Here is a 17730-nt window from a genome sequence, read left to right on the forward strand (position 1 = left end):
GCCACCGGCGACGGTGGGATCGACGCGCCGTCGCCGCAGCCAGGTCAGGTGCAGAACGACGGCCAGGGCGTGACGGCGGGCGGAACGGCCGGACCCCCCTCGAAGGAGCGGACCGCCCTGTCGTGCGTACAGGTGACACGGGCGGGCCGGTGGGTGGCGCGGGAGTCGCGCCGCTCGGTCGCTCGTAGCCGCGCCCACGTCAGCAGCGCGGCGGCGACGACCACGGCCGCGTAGCCGAGGGCGGCCCACGGGAGGTATTCCGGTTCGTGCAGGTGCGTCCACAGCCGGGGCGACCGGTGGCGACGGCCTGGCCCAGACGTCGCGCGAGGTCCGCCTCCGTCGGGCTCGCCGCGCCGGCGAGCGCCTCCACGAAGGGCGCGGCGAGCATGCCGGCCAGCCGGCCGCCGCGGCGACGGCCGCGCGGGGCAGGTGCGCGACCCTGAGCACGCGGACCATGTAGGCGCTGACCGGCAGGCTCCGCAGGCTCGCCGCGCAGGCGACCGCACCGCACAGGTGCACCAGCGGCCGGCAGCGGACCCCGCCAGTCCGGTGAAGCGGCGAGCCACGGCACCACGACGGCGGCGACCGCGACGACGAGGGCGAGCGCGACACCGGCCGTGGGCAGGACGAAACGCGCGGCGACCAGATGCCCCCGGCCGACCGGCAGGGTGCCCACAACCACCTCGTCGGAGGGCCGCACCAGAGACCGGCCAGCCGACGGCTGGGCCGTCAGCAGTTGTTGGAGCACGCACAGCACGGCGGGCGCCCAGGTCCACGCCGCGAGCTCCGCGGCGGGGAGACCCCGGTGGCCGGTGCGAGCGCCCCGAGGGTACGGCCGAGCAGGAGCAGGGCGCCGAGTCCGGCGGCCGTGCCCGCGCCCACCACGAGGACGGCGAGGCGACGACGGGCGCGGCCCTGCTCGGCGGGGCCCGTCAGGAGGTTCAGGTGCCTGCGCGCGTCGGCCACGCACAGGGCGGTGACGACACGCGGTCGACGGGCGCTTCCGGCGGCGCGGGACCGTCGTCCGAACGGTCCCCGACGGCCCCGTACGGCCGCGGTTTCACGCGGCATGGGGCGACGGCCTTGCGGCGGACCGTGCCCGGCGGCCGGCGGCGAACCCCTGGGCGGGGCACAGTACGGTGGCCGGGACGACGAGCGCGAGGAAGACTCCCGCCAGCGCATGCAGTCCGGGCGCGGCCGGCAGTCTCAGCGCCAGGAACCCCAGCGGCGCCCACCACACCACCCCGCTCACGATGACGACCAGCCCACCCGTCCGGGCGATGGCGACGAGCAGACCGACGACGATCAGGGCGACGCCGCTGATCAGCCAGACGAGGCTGAGCAGTTGCAGGATGTCCATGACGTTATGGGGGTCGCCGGTGAGGTCGGGGGACGTCTCGACCGCCCGGCGGGAGGCGTCGCGTCCAGTACCACATCATCAAGTGCCGGCTTGGGTGTTGTTGATCGGTGTCCGCCCACGCTCAAGCCCTGCTGCGGCGGTGCGAGAACGGCCGGCAGTGGTGAGCACCGCACCACACGGTCCGGTTCGGCTCCACGGAGGTACCCGGACGATCAGAGCGACCCCCGCCTCCGGGGACGGGATCGCCGAGGACCACGCATGGTCAGTCCTTGTGCCCCGTGGACCGCCTTGCACTGCTGTTGAGCGCCGGCTGGACCAGACCGACAGCCAGTCCGATCAATGCCAGCGTCAGCGCCGCTTGCCACGGAGTACCGATGAAGCCGAACAAGACACCGAAAAGCGCGCCCAGGACAGCACCCACCACGATGCAGAGCAGGACGTATGACCACCTGATTCCCCGCTTGCTATTCATGATCACCCCTTTCGGGCGTACCTGTTCGTCGGAGAGCGGCGCCCCGGTACGCGGAAGCAGCCCTGACCGGACATCGTGATCACTCCGGCCACACTGTCACATGGGGACGAATATACGACTCAGAGCAGTCGCCACTCGGTCCATGTGTTGACCTGCGTGAACGTCTCGCTCTCGTGGAAAATTCCCAGCGACCGGCCCACCACGAAAGCAGCACCGTCCCAGTCAGCCAGGCCCTCGGAAAGATCCACGAATAGATCGTGCCAGAACACGTTCAATCCCGGCGAGCGTATTCGGTCGCCGTGCTAAGGGATGTCCGACGGATCACGGCCGGGGCCGCGACGCCTGGTGCGGCACTCCCCCGTAGCCCTTCGGGCACGGGAGGTGGCCCCCACGCCGCGTTGCCGGAGCGCCCTCGTGGCGGAGCTGTGAGGGCGCTCCGGCGCCTTTCGAGGCACCGGACCAGGCGCCGCGGCCTGTCCGGCCCTGATCCGCCGGACACCCGCCAACCACCAGAGGGCAGGCCGTCACTGACGCGGGACCTCGATGCCCGCCGCGCGCAGGTGCCCCTCGACCAGGGTGTTCAACCGGGCGATGGACGGCGCCTCGTCCTCCCGGTGGTGGTTGACCACTCCGTACCGGGAGACCGCGTCGGGCCGGTGCCGTTGCGCGGCCGGCATGGTCAGCAGCGCGCGGTCGGCCAGCAGGTTGGCGGCCACCGCGGAGGCCAGCTCCTCGATCCGCGGGTCGTCGGGATGCCAGGACCTCGCCTCCCAGCCGCACTTGGTCAGCTCGATGAACTCGGGGTCGCCGAGTCGGTGTTCGAGGTTGGCCAGGAAGAGGTCGAAGAGCTCGGGAGCCAGCGCCCGCGACAGCACCATGGCCTCCCGCTGGGTGGTGACGTAGTCGGGGTTGAAGTCGAGCTCGGCGAGTCGCTCCAGGACCGCGCAGGCCCGGTCGGGCAGCAGGGCGCGGTCGCCGTGGGCGAGCCGGTGCAGGGTGTCGCGGCGGGCGGTCAGCTCCTCGATCTGTTCGGTGAGCCGGCGGTGGACGTCGTCCAGAGCGGTGGCGAACCGCTCGGGGTCGGCGTCGAGCAGCTCGCCGATCTCCGCCAGCGGCACGCCCGCCCCGGCCAGGGCCCTGACCTGGACAAGCCGCAGCAGGTCGGCCGACCCGTAGCGCCGGTAGCCGGAATGGTCCCGTTCCGGTTCGGCGACCAGGCCGAGCCGGTGGTAGTGCCGAACCGTCTTGACGGTGATCCCGACGAAAGCCGCCGCCTGACCGATCGTGAGCCCCTCTGTCATGGGGCGAGAGTAACGCTCCTCCTCCGCCTTGACCTTGACCTTGGGTCAGGGTCCAACCTCGTCTCGCACCCGCTGACACGAGATGAGGAATCACCATGAGTGAGCAGAACGCCGCCGCCGCGCAGGACCGCTCCGAGCTGCGGCAGGCCATGCAGGAGGTCGTCGACGCCGGTTTCGCCGGGGTGCAGCTGCGCGTGAACGACGAGCTCGGCGAGTGGATCGGAAGCGCCGGCGTGAGCGAGCTGGGCATGACCGCGAAGCCGCCGACCGACGGGCACTTCCGGGTCGGCAGTGTCACCAAGACCTTCGTCGCGACCGTCGTCCTGCGGCTGGTGGCCGAGGGCAGGCTCGGCCTTGAGGACCTGGTGGCCGACCACCTGCCCGAGCTCGGGCTCGACCGGCGGATCACGGTACGGATGATGCTGCAGCACACCAGCGGGCTGTTCAACTTCACCGGCGAGTTCTCCGCCGACGGGACGGTCGAGCCCGGTGTGGTCGCCGGCTTCGGCAAGGAGTGGGCGGACCAGCAGTTCGTGACGTACCGGCCGGAGGAGTTGGTGCGGGGAGCGCTGGCGAAGCCGGCGCGGTTCGAGCCGGGGACGGCCTGGAGCTACTCCAACACCAACTACGTACTGGCCAGGCTGCTGATCGAGAAGGTCACCGGCCGCCCGCTGCCCGAGGAGACGCACCGGCTGATCCTGGGCCCGCTCGGGCTGACCGGCACCGTGCTGCCGGAGACCCGGGAGGAGATCCCCGAGCCGCACGCCCACGGCTACTTCGGCTACGACGACGCCGGCCAGTGGAAGGTGGTCGACACCACCCGCTTCAACCCTTCCTGGGCGTCCGCCGCCGGCGACATGATCTCGACCACCCGGGACCTCCACACGTTCTTCTCCGCACTGAACGGCGGCAGGCTCATCCCGTCCGAGCTGCTGGCCGAGATGCGCGTCCCGGATCCCACGATGGGTTACGGCCTCGGGGTGTTCGTGGAGGAACTGGAGGGCGGCGGCACGGTCCTCCACCACAACGGAGGGTTCTGGGGCTGGGGTGCGCTGATGTACAGCACGCCCGACGGCACCAAGACCCTGACCGGCTCGCTGACCTCCGGGGACGTCGAAATGGACCTGCCCACCATGGCCGGGACGTTCGAGAAGGTGAAGCAGACGCTGGTCAAGGCGGTGTTCGCGTAGCGGCCTCCCCCACCGGGCACCCCCTAAGGGCTGTCCGGTGGTGCACGAGCGAAGCCACAAGCGGTTGGCCCGCTGATCCTTGCGCTCGGGAATGGTGTGCTTGATGTGCCGACGCCGCAGGTGCCGGCGCTTCCGGCGGGACGAGTACGCCTTGTCGCCACCCGGGTGATCAGGGCCGTGCGCGGGTGACCACCGGCCGGACGCGGGATACGGATGCGTTCGAGGACAGGGACACTGGCCGGGTATGAGGACGAACCCGAGCGAACGCCTGCCGCCTTCACCGGCCGGATGGTTCTTGAACAGGCCGGCTCCGCCGTCCGGGGATACGTGCCGCGCCGGTGCGGGCGCCCGCAGCATGCTGATGGGCACGCCAGGAGGTCGGGTCCACACCGACCATGCTCCACTCGATCCGGCCTTCCGCGCCGGCGTCGGTCTGGACGCCCCGAAGGCTCCTCTCCCAGGTGCCGTCCGCCGATCATCTTCGGTGTCTGTCGTGCACCGTCTTCCACTCCCCGAAACCGCGTCCCGGATCGCGCTCCGCGAGAAGGTGGGCGACGTGCAAGGGACTGTCGTCGGCTGTTGATCGGGCGTCCACCGGCGCGACAAGCACCGGTCGACGCCGGACCAGGAACCGGCCGAGTGAATGCCGCCGGCAACCGGCCATCTCTGCGTGTCCTCGCCGTCTGATCGGTCATCAAGAGATGTGGTGGAGCACGCTCCGTCGGCAGGCCCGGATTCCTTCGCGAGAGCGGCGGCGAAGCGACACTGCACGGCAACGATCGGGATGCGCTGGAGATCCGCAGCGGGGAGCGGAGTTGCCCGCGGGCGAGGACATGACGGTCGTCCACGCCCTCGGCGGGGACCCGACTGCCACCGCCGGAACGAACCTGCGGAACGGCAGCGCCTCGTGCCCGGGCTCCGGGCGCGCCCTCAGTGCGACAAGGGCGGCAATTCTGGCCATGGCGGCCTTCCACGTTCCGGAGGCTGGAGCGTGGCCGGCCCCGCCGCCTCGCTCGTAGGCGCAGGGGCGTCGGCAGACTCCGGGGCGTCATAGGGCATATGCGTCGGTTAGTCATACTGGATCAAGCCATCGTGCGTGCCGGATGATCTCGGTTGAGGTTCAGGAACGGGTGTGCGAGACAAGCCGATTCGGCGCAACTTCGCCGCCCGCAACAGATGGAGACTCCCACCCGTGATAGTCCCGCCGCTCTTCTCCCCCATACCACCGGCGATCCACCCGCAGTACGCGGAGCTCGACGCGCGGACGGCGGTATGGGCCCAGGCCCATCGGATCGGCTCCGACGAGTTGCGTCGACGACTGGTCCAGCACGAGATCGGCACCTTCGCTGCCCGCGTCATGCCGCAGGGCCGCGAGGAAGTGGTGCAGCTGATGGCCGACTTCGTGCTATGGCTGTTCGGCGTGGACGACGGCTGCTGCGAGGAAGGCGAGCTGGGCCAGAAGCCGGGGGAACTCGCTGGAGCGCTGCACCGTTTGCTGCGCGTCGCACAGAACCCGGAGACGCCCCTGCTGCCGGACGACCCGCTGGCCGACGGGCTGCGCGACCTGCGCGCCCGGGCCGACAAGTACGGCACGGCCAGCCAGGTCGCGCGGTGGGTCGGTCATCTGCGTGAGTACTTCTTCTCGGTGGTGTGGGAGGCATCTCACCGTAGTGCCGGCACGGTGCCCAGCCTCACGGACTACTCCCTGATGCGGCTGTACGACGGGGCGACGACGGTGGTCTTCCCCCTGCTGGAGATGGCCCATGGGTACGAGCTCCAGCCCCACGAGCGTGACCATCGAGCCGTGCGCGCGGCCGAGGAGATGGCGTCCTTCGTCATCACGTGGGACAACGACATCCTCAGCGACCACAAGGAGCGGGCCGGCCACGGCTACCACCTGAACGTTCTCAGGGTCCTGGAAGCAGGCGGTCTCACTTCCCAGGAGGCGATGGCCACGGCCATCGCCCAGCGGGACCGCGTACTGGTGGCCTTCGTCCGCCTGGCCGACCATCTCTCGGCCGTGGGCAGCCCGCAGATGCGGCAGTACATGGCGGGCCTGCGCCACTTCATCCGCGGCTCGCAGGACTGGGGCGTCAGCTCCGTCCGCTACACCACGCCCGCGGACCCGGCCGGGCTCCCCACCGACTTCACGGACACGCCCACCGACGACAGCGCCGAGCCGCTGGGGATCGACGTGGTCTCGTGGTGGTGGGAGGTGGTGCCGGCCGGGCCGACTCCCCTGGGGACCCCGGCGGGGCCCCGGCTCCGGCGGGAGCGGCTGGTCGGCGCCCGCTGACACACGAGGGCCCGGCGGCCCCACATCGCTGTTCTGGTCGGGGCACGCCGGGGCCGGGGCGGGCCGAGGAGGCTACCGGCGGGGTACGACGGTCATCGGGATGCGATCGGCGTGGGCGACCGCCGAGGCGACCTCTCGCGGGGTGTGCCCGGGCGCTGGGACGAGCTTCCACTGGCGGAGGACAGTGGCTATGGCCATGGTCGCCTCGGTCCAGACGAACAGGTCGCCGATGCACCGGCGGTTGCCCGCCCCGAAGGGAATGTAGGCTCGTCGGCCCGGTCCTTGAGCCTGCCGTTCGGGCAGCCACCGATCCGGGTCGAACGCGTCGGCGTTCTCGTAAAGACGGGCGTCCCTGTGCAGGGCGTAGAGGCTGAAGGCGACCTCGGTGCCGGTCGGCATCTCGACCCCGCCCAGGGTCACGGGCACCGTGGTCCGCCTCATCAGGAGCGTGACGCCGTGCAGCCGGATGACCTCGTCGATCACCCTGCGTATGCCCTTCAGCTCGGGAACGTGCTGAGCGGTGACCGGTCCGTCGCCGACGACCCGGCGGATCTCGTCGATCAGCCCTTCTTCCACATCCGGACGGGCCGCCAGCTCGTGGAAGGTCCAGGCGAGGGTCGCGGCCGTGGTCTCCGCGCCGGCGAACAGGATCGTGGAGAGCTCGTCACGGACATTCGCGTCCGAGAGCCGGGTGCCGCTCTCGGGATCCTGCGCGGCCAGGAGCAGGGAGAGCAGGTCGTCATGGTCCGTGGGGCCGGCAGCGCGTGAAGTGGCGATCACCTCGTCGATGACGGCGCGGAGGTTGGCGGCGGCCTTGTCGAAGCGGCGGTTGGCGGGGATCGGTAGCCGGTCCAGCGCTTTCGGGGACGCCGCGCGTACGAGCAGGTTCGTCAGCAGTACCGGCAGGTTCTTGCGGACGGCGTCGACGGCGGGCAGACCGATGTCGGTGGAGAACAGGGTGCGCGCCAGGGTTTCGACCGCGTATCCGGCCATGGCCGGCTCGAGGTCGATGACGTCACCCGCACCCCATGAGTTCGCGAGCGCCTGAGCATTGCTGCTCATGATCTGGGAGTAGCCGGTGATGCGCTCCCGGGAGAACATCGGCTGGATCATCCGGCGGTGCTTCATGTGCAGCTCGCCGTCCGAGTTGGCAAGGCCGTTGCCGGCCAAGGGCCGCAGCCGGTCGAAGAAGCGGCCCTTCTCGAAGCTCCCGGCCTGCCGGACGGTGACCTCGTGGACGAGGTCAGGAGTGGTCACCACGTACATCGGCAGCGTGCCCAGGTCGACCCGTACCAGGTCCTCGCCGCGTTGATGCAGGGACGACAGGAACCCAAGGGGATCGCGCCACAGGGCGAGGGCATGGCCCAGGAGCGGTATGGCTCCCGGCGCGCGCGGGACGGATGTGATCGACCGCAGCTCGGCGACTGACGACATGGAAGTCCTCTCTGACGTGCACACCTGGCAGGGTTTCGGCCACTGTCCAGTGAACGGGTGGGCGGTCTCGCGTAGAAAGAGACGTCGGGCAAGATCAGCGTTACCCAAGTGTGGTCCCGCGTCACCGCAGTCGAGACGGGGGGTGCTCGCCTGGCAGGTACACGGCGCCGCTAGGCTGCACGGTGCTGACCCATCGTCACTCTCGGTACGGGCTGTCTCCGTTTGAGCCCTGCCGTCGCCCGGAGGCCACGTGACCACGCCACCCCCCTGCCCCGACTGCACACACCGCGGCCCTGGCCCCCGCCGGCTGTCCCGCGCACGCCCAGGCCCCCCGTGGCCTGCGTCCGCTGTACGGCCCCGAAGCGGAGGCGCAGCCGTACGCCCTGTATGAGCGGCTTCGCGCCGAACACGGGGCTGTGGCGCCCGTCCTGCTGTACGGGGACGTGCCGGCCTGGCTGGTGCTGGGTCACCGGGAGAACCTGGAGGTGATGCGCTCCAGCCGGTTCTCCTCGGACTCCCGTCACTGGCGGGCCATCCGGGAGGGGTCTGTCGCCGCGGACTCACCTCTGCTGCCCATCACCGCATGGCAGCCACTGGTGGCGCTGACCGACGGGGCCGAGCACGCCCGCTTGCGCACGGCGGTCACCGAGAGCCTGGGACGAGTGAACCGCCATCGGCTGCGCCGGTACATCACCCGCTACACCACCCGTCTCATCGGCGAGTTCGCCATGTCCGGGCGAGCTGATCTCGTGGCCGACTTCGCGAGGAAGCTGCCGGCGCTGGTCGTCTGCCAGCAGCTCGGCATACCCGAGAACGACGCCCTCACCGTGGGCGCGGCCGTGACCGACATGATCAGTGGCGGCGAGACCGCGCTGGCCAGCAACCAGCTCGTGGTCAAGCTGCTGCACGACCTGGTGGAGCGCAAGAAGACCCACCCGGGCGACGACCTCGCCAGCCACCTGCTGGAGCACCCCGCCGGACTCACCGACGAGGAAGTCCGCGAGCACCTTCGCCTCGTGCTGGTTGCCGCACTTGAGCCCACCGCCAACCTGATAGCCAGCGCGCTGCGCATGGTCCTGACCGACGGGCGCTTCCGCGGGCACCTGTCGGGCGGCCAGATGACCTTGCCGGACGCGTTGGAGCAGGTCCTCTGGGATCACCCGCCGCTGGCCGTGGTGCCGACTCGCTGGGCGACCGGCGACACCCAGCTGGGCGGCACACGGATCATGGCCGGCGACATGGTGATGCTGGGTCTGGCGGCCGGCAACGTCGACCCGTCCATCCGGCCCGACCTGACGGTCCCGATGCAGGGAAACCGTTCACACCTGGCCTTCGGCGCGGGTGTACACGAGTGCCCGGGCCAGGACCTCGGCCGCGCGATCGCCGAAGCCGGAGTCGATCTGCTCCTGGAGCGCATCCCGGACCTTCACCTCGCCGTTGACGACGATCAGGTGCAGGTCGTGGGCACCTGGATGGCACGCCGTATAACGAGCCTGCCGGTGGCCTTCGCTCCGCAGCGCGAGGAGAGGCCGGCTGCCGTTCAGCAGCGCCCCGAGCCACCAGTTGGTCACGATGTCACCCCGGCCCCCGGAGAACGGGCGGGAAGCAGGTGGTTCCGTCGCCGTCGCCCGTGAAACGGCGGTGGGCTTCGCCTGCAGGTCCGGGGGCCGCGCAGCTCGTCCGGCCCCCCGGCGCACCCCTGGAGTGGAGACGCGGCAAGTCTTCGGACAGCAGGCTGAGGTCGGGCAACGGTCCAGGAGATCGCCCGGGGTGATGTCGGCCACCGCTCGGGCCGGCGACGACCCGGGACAGTGGGGGGGAACGGTGGCCCCGAGGGACGCGGCCGCACACCTCCACAGGGACCACGTGTCCGAGCGCTCGCAAGGGGTCGGTCTCAGCAACGGCGTTGTCCGTCGGCGGGTCCCCGTCCGGGGCCCGGGACGTGGCGGGGCAACCACTGGACGCTTCGAAGCGCTTGACAACGTGGAGATCCCGATGGTCACCCTTGCCGACGGGGCCCAGTATGCCGGAGTCTCCGCCAGCACGGTGAGCTACGTCCTCAGCGGCAAGAGGCCCATCTCCGAGGGCACCAAGCAACGGGTCGAGCGCAGCATCAGGGAACTCGGCTACCTTCCCAATGCCGGGGCGAGGGCGCTGGCGAGCAGCAGGTCCAACATCATCGCGCTGATGATGCCGCTGCGCACGGACATGTACGTGCCCGTGATGATGGAGATCGCCATCGCGGTCGCCACCAACGCCCGGGAGCACGGGTTCGACGTCCTGATGCTCACCGGCGAGGAGGGGCCTTCGGCCGTACGGCGGGTGATCGGGAGCGGGTTGGCCGACGCCGTCATCCTGATGGACGTGGAGCTGGACGACGGGCGGCTGCCGCTGCTGCGGGAGAGCGGACGGCCGGCGGTGCTCATCGGCCTGCCGTCCCGGACCACCGGGTTCACCTGTGTCGACCTCGACTTCGCCGGTGCCGGCGCCCTGTGCGTGGAGCATCTGGCCGGGCTGGGACACCGGGAGATCGCCGTGATCGGCGAGGCGCCGGCCGTGTACGAGCGGAAGACCGGGTTCGCGGAGCGGACCGTGGACGGGTTGCGCTCCCGTGCGCGGCAGCTCGGTCTTCGTGTGCTCCACCGCCCGTGCGAGGGGACCTACGCGGCGATGGCGAGCGCCCTCGGCCAGATCTTCACCGAGCGTCCCGGCATCACGGGGTTCGTCGTGCAGAACGAACAGGCGGTGGAACCGCTGCTCGGTCTGTTGCGCCAGGACAGGCGGGCCGTCCCCGAGGACGTCTCGGTGGTCGCCGTCTGCCCCGAGCAGGTGGCCCTCCAGGGCTCGGTGCGGCTGACCTCGGTCACCATCCCCGCGTGAGATGGCTCGGCAGGCCGTCGACCACCTGATCGCCAAGATCGAGGGCCGGGCCGACGACGAGGTCGTCCTGCTCGAGCCGGAACTCGTCACACGTGCGAGCAGCGGCCCGGCACCGGCCTGAAGGCTGTCGCCGTTCGTCCGCCGGACCAGGTAGCCGCGGGCCGCACCCTCGGCGAACAGAGCCGATTTCCGCGCGATGTACGGGTTGATCCAGACGCTGATCCTCAAGTCCCGCTCCTTGAGCCGGGCCGGCATCCCCCGGGGTCGGGGAAGGCTTGGGGGTGGGCCGCGCGATCACGTAGTACTCGAGAGTCTGGTCCTCGACGCTGGACTGGACCTGGCCGACGATTCCGAACCGACGTCGAAGGACACCTTGCCCGGGTGGTCGACTCGACTCCGTAGCCGCGCGTCTCCGCACTGTCAGGGCCGAGGGCTCGGATCCGCAGTCCTGCGCACGCCCTGGAGCGAACGGAAGCGCGGGCACGGCCCTGGGTTTGAACGTCGTGCTGGGCAGTGATCACTGGTTGCCGGGGCATGCAGCTGACGAAGTGTCAAAACGTTTACAACGGGGTCGGGGTTGCGTTCGGTTTTTGGCTCTGGGACTGTCACTTACGCAACTCAAGCCCCTCACAGCGGACTTGGGGCGCAACGCCCAGCGCCCTGACCCGGCGCCATGCCCGGACGACTCGTCCCTCTGCGCCCTCACTCCTGCCCGCGGTTTTCCACCGACGCAGGACACCTGCCGCTGCCGCCAGGACTATCCCGGAGACCAGCACCGAATGAAACGCACGAGCACCCTCGTCGTGACCGCAGCACTGCTCGCCCCGTCCGCCCCGCTCGGCCTGCTCACCGTGGGAGCGGGCACCGCCCATGCTTCGGGCCGCACGTACTTCGTCAGCCCGAGCGGCAGCGACGGCAACCCGGGAACCTCGGCCGCGGCCCCCTTCCGCACCATCCAGAAGGCGGCGGACAGCGCCGGCCCGGGCGACACCGTCTCGATCATGAACGGCACGTACTCCGAGCAGGCAAAGGGTTCGAACGTGCTGACCGTCAGGCGCTCCGGCCGCCCCGGCGCGCCCATCACCTTCATGGCTCATCCGGGCCATCGCCCGGTGATCCACCCGGTGAACGCATGGAACGGCATCAGCATCCACGGCGCGTCCCACATCGCCGTCAAGAATCTCGAAGTCAAGGGCAACAGCGACGCTCTGACCCTGGCCGGGGCGGAGCGCCATGCGAAGAAGAACGACCCCACCTACAACACCAACTGCATCTGGGCGGAGCCGAACAAGGCGACGGGTGCCAAACCGCACCACATCGACATCGTCGGCAACACCGTCCACCACTGCCCCGGGCTCGGCATAGGCTCGCGCGGCGCGGACCACATGACGATCGACCGCAACCACGTCTACGCGACCTCGTGGTACACCGTCTACGCCACGAGCGGCATCTCGATCCTGGCGGCGCACGACGTCGGCCGCGGCGACCCTCGTACGTACAAGATCCGCGTCACCAACAACACGGTCCACGACAACGAGACCAAGGTGAAGTGGGAGCGCTGCCAGTGCTACTCGGACGGTAACGGCATCATCATCGACACCCTCAAGGACAAGTCGAAGGCCGGAGAAAGCGGCCCCGACTACCAGGGCAGGGTCCTGGTCGCCAACAACCTCTCCTACGACAACGGCGGCTCAGGCATCCACTCCTTCAAGAGCCAGCATGTCGACATCGTCCACAACACGGCGTACAAGAACGGTCGCAGCACCCGCATGGAGAGCTACGCCAACATCTTCGCGCATGACAGCACGGACGTACGGCTGCTCAACAACATCGCCTACGGCCGGCCCGGCCAGGCGACGAACAGCAAGTCCCGCAACGTCGACGTCACCTACGACTACAACATCTACTTCGGCGGCAAGGCCCCCGAGGTCAAGGGCCCCCACGACATCGTCGCCGACCCGAAGCTCACCGACCCGGGTACCGGGGCCGGGGCCGATTTCCGGCTGAGCAAGGGCTCTCCCGCGATCGGCTCGGGGACCCCGTTCGCCGCCGTGACGACCGACCTCACCGGTGCACGCCGGTCCGGCGGCGTCGCGTCCGACCGCGGCGCCTACGGCTTCACGACCGGAGGCAACGACGCCACGCAAGGGGCGTCCGGGGCTCCTACCGACGAGTCCGCCTCACCCGGCCCACTGAGCACCACCCCGGCAGAGCCTTCCGGCGGATCCGGCGCCGGCGCGTCGCCCGCCGCGGAAGGCCCCGCCGGCACCGGCGACGACTCCGGGCCCTCGACGCAGAACGGCGGAAGCGGGCCGCTCGCGGAGACCGGCGGTTCCAACCCGGTACTCCCCCTCGGCATAGCGGCGGCCGTCCTCGGCCTCGGCGGCGGCCTCCTCTTCGTCGCCCGCCGCAAGCGCGCCCGGCACTAGACACCTCGGACCGCCACGACGTGGTGCCGGCCCCACCTCCCCCGTGCTCAGAGGGGCCGGCCCCACCGCACACGGCGGTCCCCGAACCAGGGGAACGACCGCACCGACAGACTTGACGCCATGGCTGACGAGCACCAGAGCAGAACGGAGTCACCCACCGGTGACCCGGCACCCGACCCGCCGCGCGTCGCCTGGCGGAAACAGACGAGACTGCGCGTGCTGAACGCGGCTCGTGACCTGACCTGCGAAGCCGGCTGGGACCAGGTCAGCCTCTCAGCCGTCGCGGCCCGAGCCGAAGTGTCACGGCCCTCGGTCTACAAGGAGTTCGGCAGCCGGGCCGGCCTGGGCCGCGCCCTGGTGGTCCGCGAGACGCAGCAGTTCCTCGCCGGCGTCGCCGACACCCTCTACCCCGGCCTCCCGGACACCGACGCCTGCCTCGAGGCCGCCATCCTGTACGTGCTGAGGGAGGCCGATGACCAGCCGCTGATCCGGGCCGTGGTCACAGCCGCCCGTGAGGGCTCCGACAGCCTGCTCCCCTACCTCACTGCCCGGACGGACCCGATATTCGATGCGGGCCAGAACCTGGTGCGGAACTGGCTGGCCACGCGGTACCCGGATCAGGACATGGAGGCTGTCGAGGTGGCAGCGGACGTCATCGTCCGCATGACCATCAGCCATCTCGTCCTGCCCGGCGGCGAGCCACGACGCACCGCCCGCCGACTGGCCACAGCGGCACGGAAACTGCTGCGCTGAATCGAGGGAAGCGCCGGCTGCGTGCAGCGCTCCGGCGCGGGCGGCAGGCGTCCGGCCGGGAAGCGTGCCAGGCGACGGCGGAGGGCTGCGGGAAGCGGGTGATGCGCCGGGCCGGGACGACGGCCTCGCCCGTCCGGCGGGGATGCGGTGCTTCCGCCGGCCGGTCCCGCTCACGGGCGAGCCCGCGGGTCCCGCGTCCAGTGTCCGCCCGGCCCGGGGCGGCGGCAACGCGGGGTCGTGCCGTCAGCCGGCCGGTGATCCCCGTCGGCTCGCCACCGCAGTGCGCCGGCCGCCGGGCCACCGCGCTTCTCACCTCGTGCCGCATGCCGGGGCCGATGATGGTTACCCGCTCCGCGAAGGCGCCCTTCCACCGCCGCCCTTGGTGCTGCGCCTTGCACCTGGCGGAGCTTCGGTTCCCGCCGGTGGCGTGTGGCCGGTGGCGGTACGCGACGTTTCCGATGCACTCACGTCACGAAGGGTGAACGGTCATGGGTGCGGTGGTCGAAGCGGGGGCCATCTCCTTGCTCTGCTCGGGGGAGTTCGACCTCGATCAGTACATGGGGCTGATACTGATCGTGGCGGGCACACTGGTCGGCGCCTGGCTGGGGCTGCGCTGGCCGCATCGCTCGACCGTGCTGCTCGGGGCCGCGTCGGGTGTGCTGCTGGCAGTGGCCGGTGCCGACATCGTGCCGCACGCGATGCACGAGGCCGCACACGCGGGGCTCTCCGGCTGGGTTGTGCCGGCCGCCGTGGTGGTCGCCTTCACCCTCGCCTCGGTGGGGCGCCTGCGGGCCCGGCGGGGTGAGCCGGGGCGCATCGCGTGCGCGGGGGTGGCGGTCGGTCTCGTACTGCACCGTTTCGTGGAGGGTGTGACCGTGGTCCTGCTGCCCTCGGTCGCGGTGGTGGCCGCTCTGTTCGTGCACTCCGTCAGCGAGGGGCTCGCGCTGACCGCCGTCCTCGACGCGCGGGGGAGGCGGCGCGTCGCCCCGTGGCTGGTCGCCCTCTGCCTGAGCCCGCTCGTGGGCGGCTGGATCACCCATGCGGCGCCCGTGCCGGAATGGGTGCACGTGCTGCTGCTCGCCCTGGTCGCGGGCGTGCTGCTGCGAGGTGCGCTGACAGCCCTGGAGGTGGCGCGGCGCCGACGGCTCGACGGCACGTCCCCGGGGCCGCCCGTGCTGCTCGCGCTCGGGTCGGCGGTGGCCGTCACCACGGTCGCCTCGCTGGTCCTGCGCTGACTGCGGTTCTTCGGACCCTTCCGTCGAGTTGCCCGCCCATGACCCGGTGCAATGCTGGAAGTAGGGGTGCCCCTCCCCCAGCATGGTGCGCGGCAGACCGCTCTTCCGCCGCCGCACCTTCCCCCTCCCCTCCTGCGAAGAAGGCAGAGCCATGGCCGCAGCGGTTCGCATGCGTCGCGACACGACGAGAATGACGGAGATCTGGGACGATCAGCTCCTCTGGTACGCCCGGGCGGTACGGGTGATGCAGGGCAAGCCGGAGACCGATCCGACCAGCTGGCTCTTCCAGGCCAACATCCACGGTACGAGTGACGGCAGGGAGGATCCGGAGTGGAACAACTGCCCGCACGGGGGCTGGTTCTTCCTGCCCTGGCACCGCGCCTACATCCTCTGCTTCGAGGAGATCGTCCGCCGCGTCGTCGAGGAAGAGCTGGGCGGGCCCGACGACTGGGCACTGCCGTACTGGAACTACACCCGCGTGACGAACGGCGACCCGAACAGTCCGGAGTCCCAGGCGTGCCGGCGGCTGCCGAGCCCGTTCCTCAGCCCCGACTGGCCGGACGGAACCGGGGACAACCCGCTGTTCCTGGCACCGGGGCCCCAGGGCCGCGACCCGGATGCCGCCGAGGGATCGTCCATCGAATGGCCCGAGGTCAACCCGCACCAGGCCATGCAGGCACCCGACTTCACCGGCGCGATGCAGTTCGGCAGCGCGGACACCGACAGCCAGGCGGTCCACTTCAACCCGGGTGGGTCCGGCCTGCTGGAGATGCAGCCCCACAACCTCATCCACGGCTTCGTGGGAGGCGTGATGTCCCAGTTCTTCTCGCCCCAGGACCCCGTCTTCTGGCTGCACCATTCCAACATCGACCGGCTCTGGGCCGCGTGGCTCACGAATTCCGCCCACCGCAACCCGACCGACGCGGACTGGCTCGGTTTCACCCACCACTTCAGGAACGCCCAGGGTGCCCGGGTGGGTTTCACGACCCAGGATCTACTTTCCGAGCAGCAGCTCGGGTACAGCTACGAGTCGCTGACCGACGGCGTCGGCCTGAAGCCGCCCGAGCGGCTGGTCGCCATGCTGCCGGTCGGCGCCAACCCTCCGTCGGAGCAGGTGGTTGCCGCCACGGGCACGACCGACCTGGGGGCTGAGGCCCTCACCGTCCCCCTGACCCCTGAGCCCGGCGCCCGCCCGTCGGCCCTCCCTGAGGCCGCCTCGCCAGAAACGCCCTCCCGCGCGATCCTCACCATCGACGGCGTACGCGCCGATGCGCCGCCCGGAACCAACTACCGTGTCTTCGTCGGCGCCCGCCCGGACTCCGCGGAGGACCTCGACCCGGAAGGCCCGTATTTCATCGGCCACCTCCACTTCTTCGGCGCGGTCGGCGACAGCGCCCACCACCATCACCACGCCCACGCCGGTGCCGGGCTCACCTTCAGGTTCGACATCACCGACCACCTGACCGAGCTGCGCCGCCTGGGCACATGGGACGGCGAGGGCATTCCGCCCGTCGTGGTCACCCCGGCCCCGCTCGGCCCTCCTCCCGCCGCGCCCGGGACGGAGGCCCGGGAGGCTCTGGGGGCGCGGGAAAGAAGGGAGGCGCACCGGATGCCGACAGTTCCGCCCGACTCGCACCCCCGCATCGGCAGCATCTCCCTGATCACCACCTGACGGGGCGCCATGCGCTATGCGAACGCGCCGGACCCCATGGCCGCCTCGGCCTCCCCGCGGGTGGCCTTCTCCGATGAGCACACACGACCGGTGGACACCGGACGAGGTCGCTCAAGCCGGCCCCGGGCGCGCCCGGGGCCGGCTCCGGCGGGTCAGCTCCTGGCTCGGGCGGACGCCTCCCAGCTCTGCTTCTGCCAGAACAGCACGAGGAACAGTGCGAGGAGGAGGTCGTCGGGGAGCGACTCGCCCTCGCCGTCCAGGTGCAGGCGGATGGGGCGGCTCCCGCCCCGGTCGTAGAAGATCTCGAGCGGGCCGACGGCGCGCACCCGGTTGCCGAGGTGGTCGTACCGCAGCGCGTAGGGTCCGATGCGCCGCAGCGTCCCGCCGAACCTGCTGTGCTCGCAGCTCCACCGCCCGACGCTGAGCGGCAGAGCGGACCACCGGCGGTAGATGATCCCGACGCTGCCCACGGCGCTCAGGGTCGAGCTGAACCGCTGGTACTCGAGCGGCCACGGCCCCAGGGCTCGCGGTGTGGTGTCCAGCCACTCCCGCTTCCCGTAGGTGACGGGCACGCCCCCGATGTCGCGCAGCAGCCCTCTCCGATACGTCAGCTCGATGTCCATGCCCCCGGCTCACCTCCTCCCGCAGCACGCGCTGCCGAGGCGGGTGCGTGTGGGGAGTCACCTGCACCGTGTTGCTGGTCGACTA

Annotated in this window: 14 protein-coding genes and 3 pseudogenes; 8 read left to right on the forward strand and 9 right to left on the reverse strand. The window is 70.8% G+C overall.

Annotation, left to right across the window (positions count from 1 at the left end; genetic code table 11):
- Positions 1–44: 44 nt before the first annotated feature.
- From A4V12_RS18385 to A4V12_RS18400, 5 genes are all read right to left on the reverse strand, one after another.
- Positions 45–224 (reverse strand): hypothetical protein, encoded by a 180-nt coding sequence (locus A4V12_RS18385; protein WP_064070444.1) that lies wholly within the window; start codon positions 222–224, stop codon positions 45–47.
- Between the two features lie 836 nt (positions 225–1060).
- Complete coding sequence (locus tag A4V12_RS18390; protein WP_064070445.1) at positions 1061–1360, reverse strand: hypothetical protein; 300 nt, start codon at positions 1358–1360, stop codon at positions 1061–1063.
- A 262-nt stretch (positions 1361–1622) separates the two neighbouring features.
- A complete protein-coding gene (locus A4V12_RS18395) occupies positions 1623–1832 on the reverse strand; it encodes a hypothetical protein (RefSeq protein WP_159028887.1) in 210 nt (69 codons plus the stop codon).
- Between the two features lie 119 nt (positions 1833–1951).
- Positions 1952–2080, reverse strand: a complete 129-nt coding sequence (locus A4V12_RS39520) for a hypothetical protein (protein ID WP_267893204.1) — start codon at positions 2078–2080, stop codon at positions 1952–1954.
- Positions 2081–2356: 276 nt separating this feature from the next.
- Positions 2357–3133: a MerR family transcriptional regulator gene (locus tag A4V12_RS18400; RefSeq protein ID WP_064070447.1), complete on the reverse strand. Its 777-nt coding sequence runs from the start codon at positions 3131–3133 to the stop codon at positions 2357–2359.
- Between the two features lie 95 nt (positions 3134–3228).
- Here A4V12_RS18400 and A4V12_RS18405 point away from each other — a divergent pair, with 95 nt between their 5' ends.
- Positions 3229–4323: a serine hydrolase domain-containing protein gene (locus A4V12_RS18405; protein WP_064070448.1), complete on the forward strand. Its 1095-nt coding sequence runs from the start codon at positions 3229–3231 to the stop codon at positions 4321–4323.
- A 21-nt stretch (positions 4324–4344) separates the two neighbouring features.
- Here A4V12_RS18405 and A4V12_RS39980 read toward each other — a convergent pair.
- Positions 4345–4858, reverse strand: a pseudogene (locus A4V12_RS39980) (IS5/IS1182 family transposase); the annotation flags it as partial.
- A 657-nt stretch (positions 4859–5515) separates the two neighbouring features.
- On the opposite strand from A4V12_RS39980, the gene A4V12_RS18410 reads away from it, so the two are divergent.
- Positions 5516–6619, forward strand: coding sequence for a selina-4(15),7(11)-diene synthase (locus tag A4V12_RS18410; RefSeq protein ID WP_079137122.1), 1104 nt, complete (start codon positions 5516–5518; stop codon positions 6617–6619).
- A 72-nt stretch (positions 6620–6691) separates the two neighbouring features.
- On the opposite strand, the gene A4V12_RS18415 is transcribed toward A4V12_RS18410, so the two are convergent.
- On the reverse strand, positions 6692–8053 hold the full coding sequence (locus tag A4V12_RS18415; RefSeq protein WP_079137123.1) for a cytochrome P450: 1362 nt from the start codon (positions 8051–8053) through the stop codon (positions 6692–6694).
- A gap of 416 nt (positions 8054–8469) precedes the next feature.
- Here A4V12_RS18415 and A4V12_RS18420 point away from each other — a divergent pair, with 416 nt between their 5' ends.
- A complete protein-coding gene (locus A4V12_RS18420) occupies positions 8470–9687 on the forward strand; it encodes a cytochrome P450 (RefSeq protein WP_064070449.1) in 1218 nt (405 codons plus the stop codon).
- Positions 9688–10048: 361 nt separating this feature from the next.
- A pseudogene (locus tag A4V12_RS18425) lies at positions 10049–11054 on the forward strand (LacI family DNA-binding transcriptional regulator).
- Here A4V12_RS18425 and A4V12_RS38900 read toward each other — a convergent pair.
- Positions 11051–11358, reverse strand: a pseudogene (locus A4V12_RS38900) (TIM-barrel domain-containing protein); the annotation flags it as partial. The pseudogenes A4V12_RS18425 and A4V12_RS38900 overlap by 4 nt on opposite strands.
- A 354-nt stretch (positions 11359–11712) precedes the next feature.
- Here A4V12_RS38900 and A4V12_RS18430 point away from each other — a divergent pair.
- The 4 genes from A4V12_RS18430 to A4V12_RS18445 all read left to right on the forward strand — a co-directional run bounded on the left by A4V12_RS18430 (position 11713) and on the right by A4V12_RS18445 (position 17022).
- On the forward strand, positions 11713–13362 hold the full coding sequence (locus A4V12_RS18430) for a right-handed parallel beta-helix repeat-containing protein (protein ID WP_064070450.1): 1650 nt from the start codon (positions 11713–11715) through the stop codon (positions 13360–13362).
- Between the two features lie 120 nt (positions 13363–13482).
- Positions 13483–14115: a TetR family transcriptional regulator gene (locus A4V12_RS18435; protein WP_079137124.1), complete on the forward strand. Its 633-nt coding sequence runs from the start codon at positions 13483–13485 to the stop codon at positions 14113–14115.
- Positions 14116–14603: 488 nt separating this feature from the next.
- Positions 14604–15350 (forward strand): hypothetical protein, encoded by a 747-nt coding sequence (locus A4V12_RS18440; protein WP_064070451.1) that lies wholly within the window; start codon positions 14604–14606, stop codon positions 15348–15350.
- 151 nt (positions 15351–15501) lie between these two features.
- Positions 15502–17022: a tyrosinase family protein gene (locus A4V12_RS18445; RefSeq protein WP_234372232.1), complete on the forward strand. Its 1521-nt coding sequence runs from the start codon at positions 15502–15504 to the stop codon at positions 17020–17022.
- Between the two features lie 152 nt (positions 17023–17174).
- Here A4V12_RS18445 and A4V12_RS18450 read toward each other — a convergent pair whose 3' ends face one another.
- Positions 17175–17645, reverse strand: coding sequence for a hypothetical protein (locus A4V12_RS18450; RefSeq protein ID WP_064070453.1), 471 nt, complete (start codon positions 17643–17645; stop codon positions 17175–17177).
- Between the last annotated feature and the right edge of the window lie 85 nt (positions 17646–17730).

The organism is Streptomyces noursei, assembly GCF_001646665.1.
Lineage (GTDB): Bacteria > Actinomycetota > Actinomycetes > Streptomycetales > Streptomycetaceae > Streptomyces > Streptomyces lavendulocolor.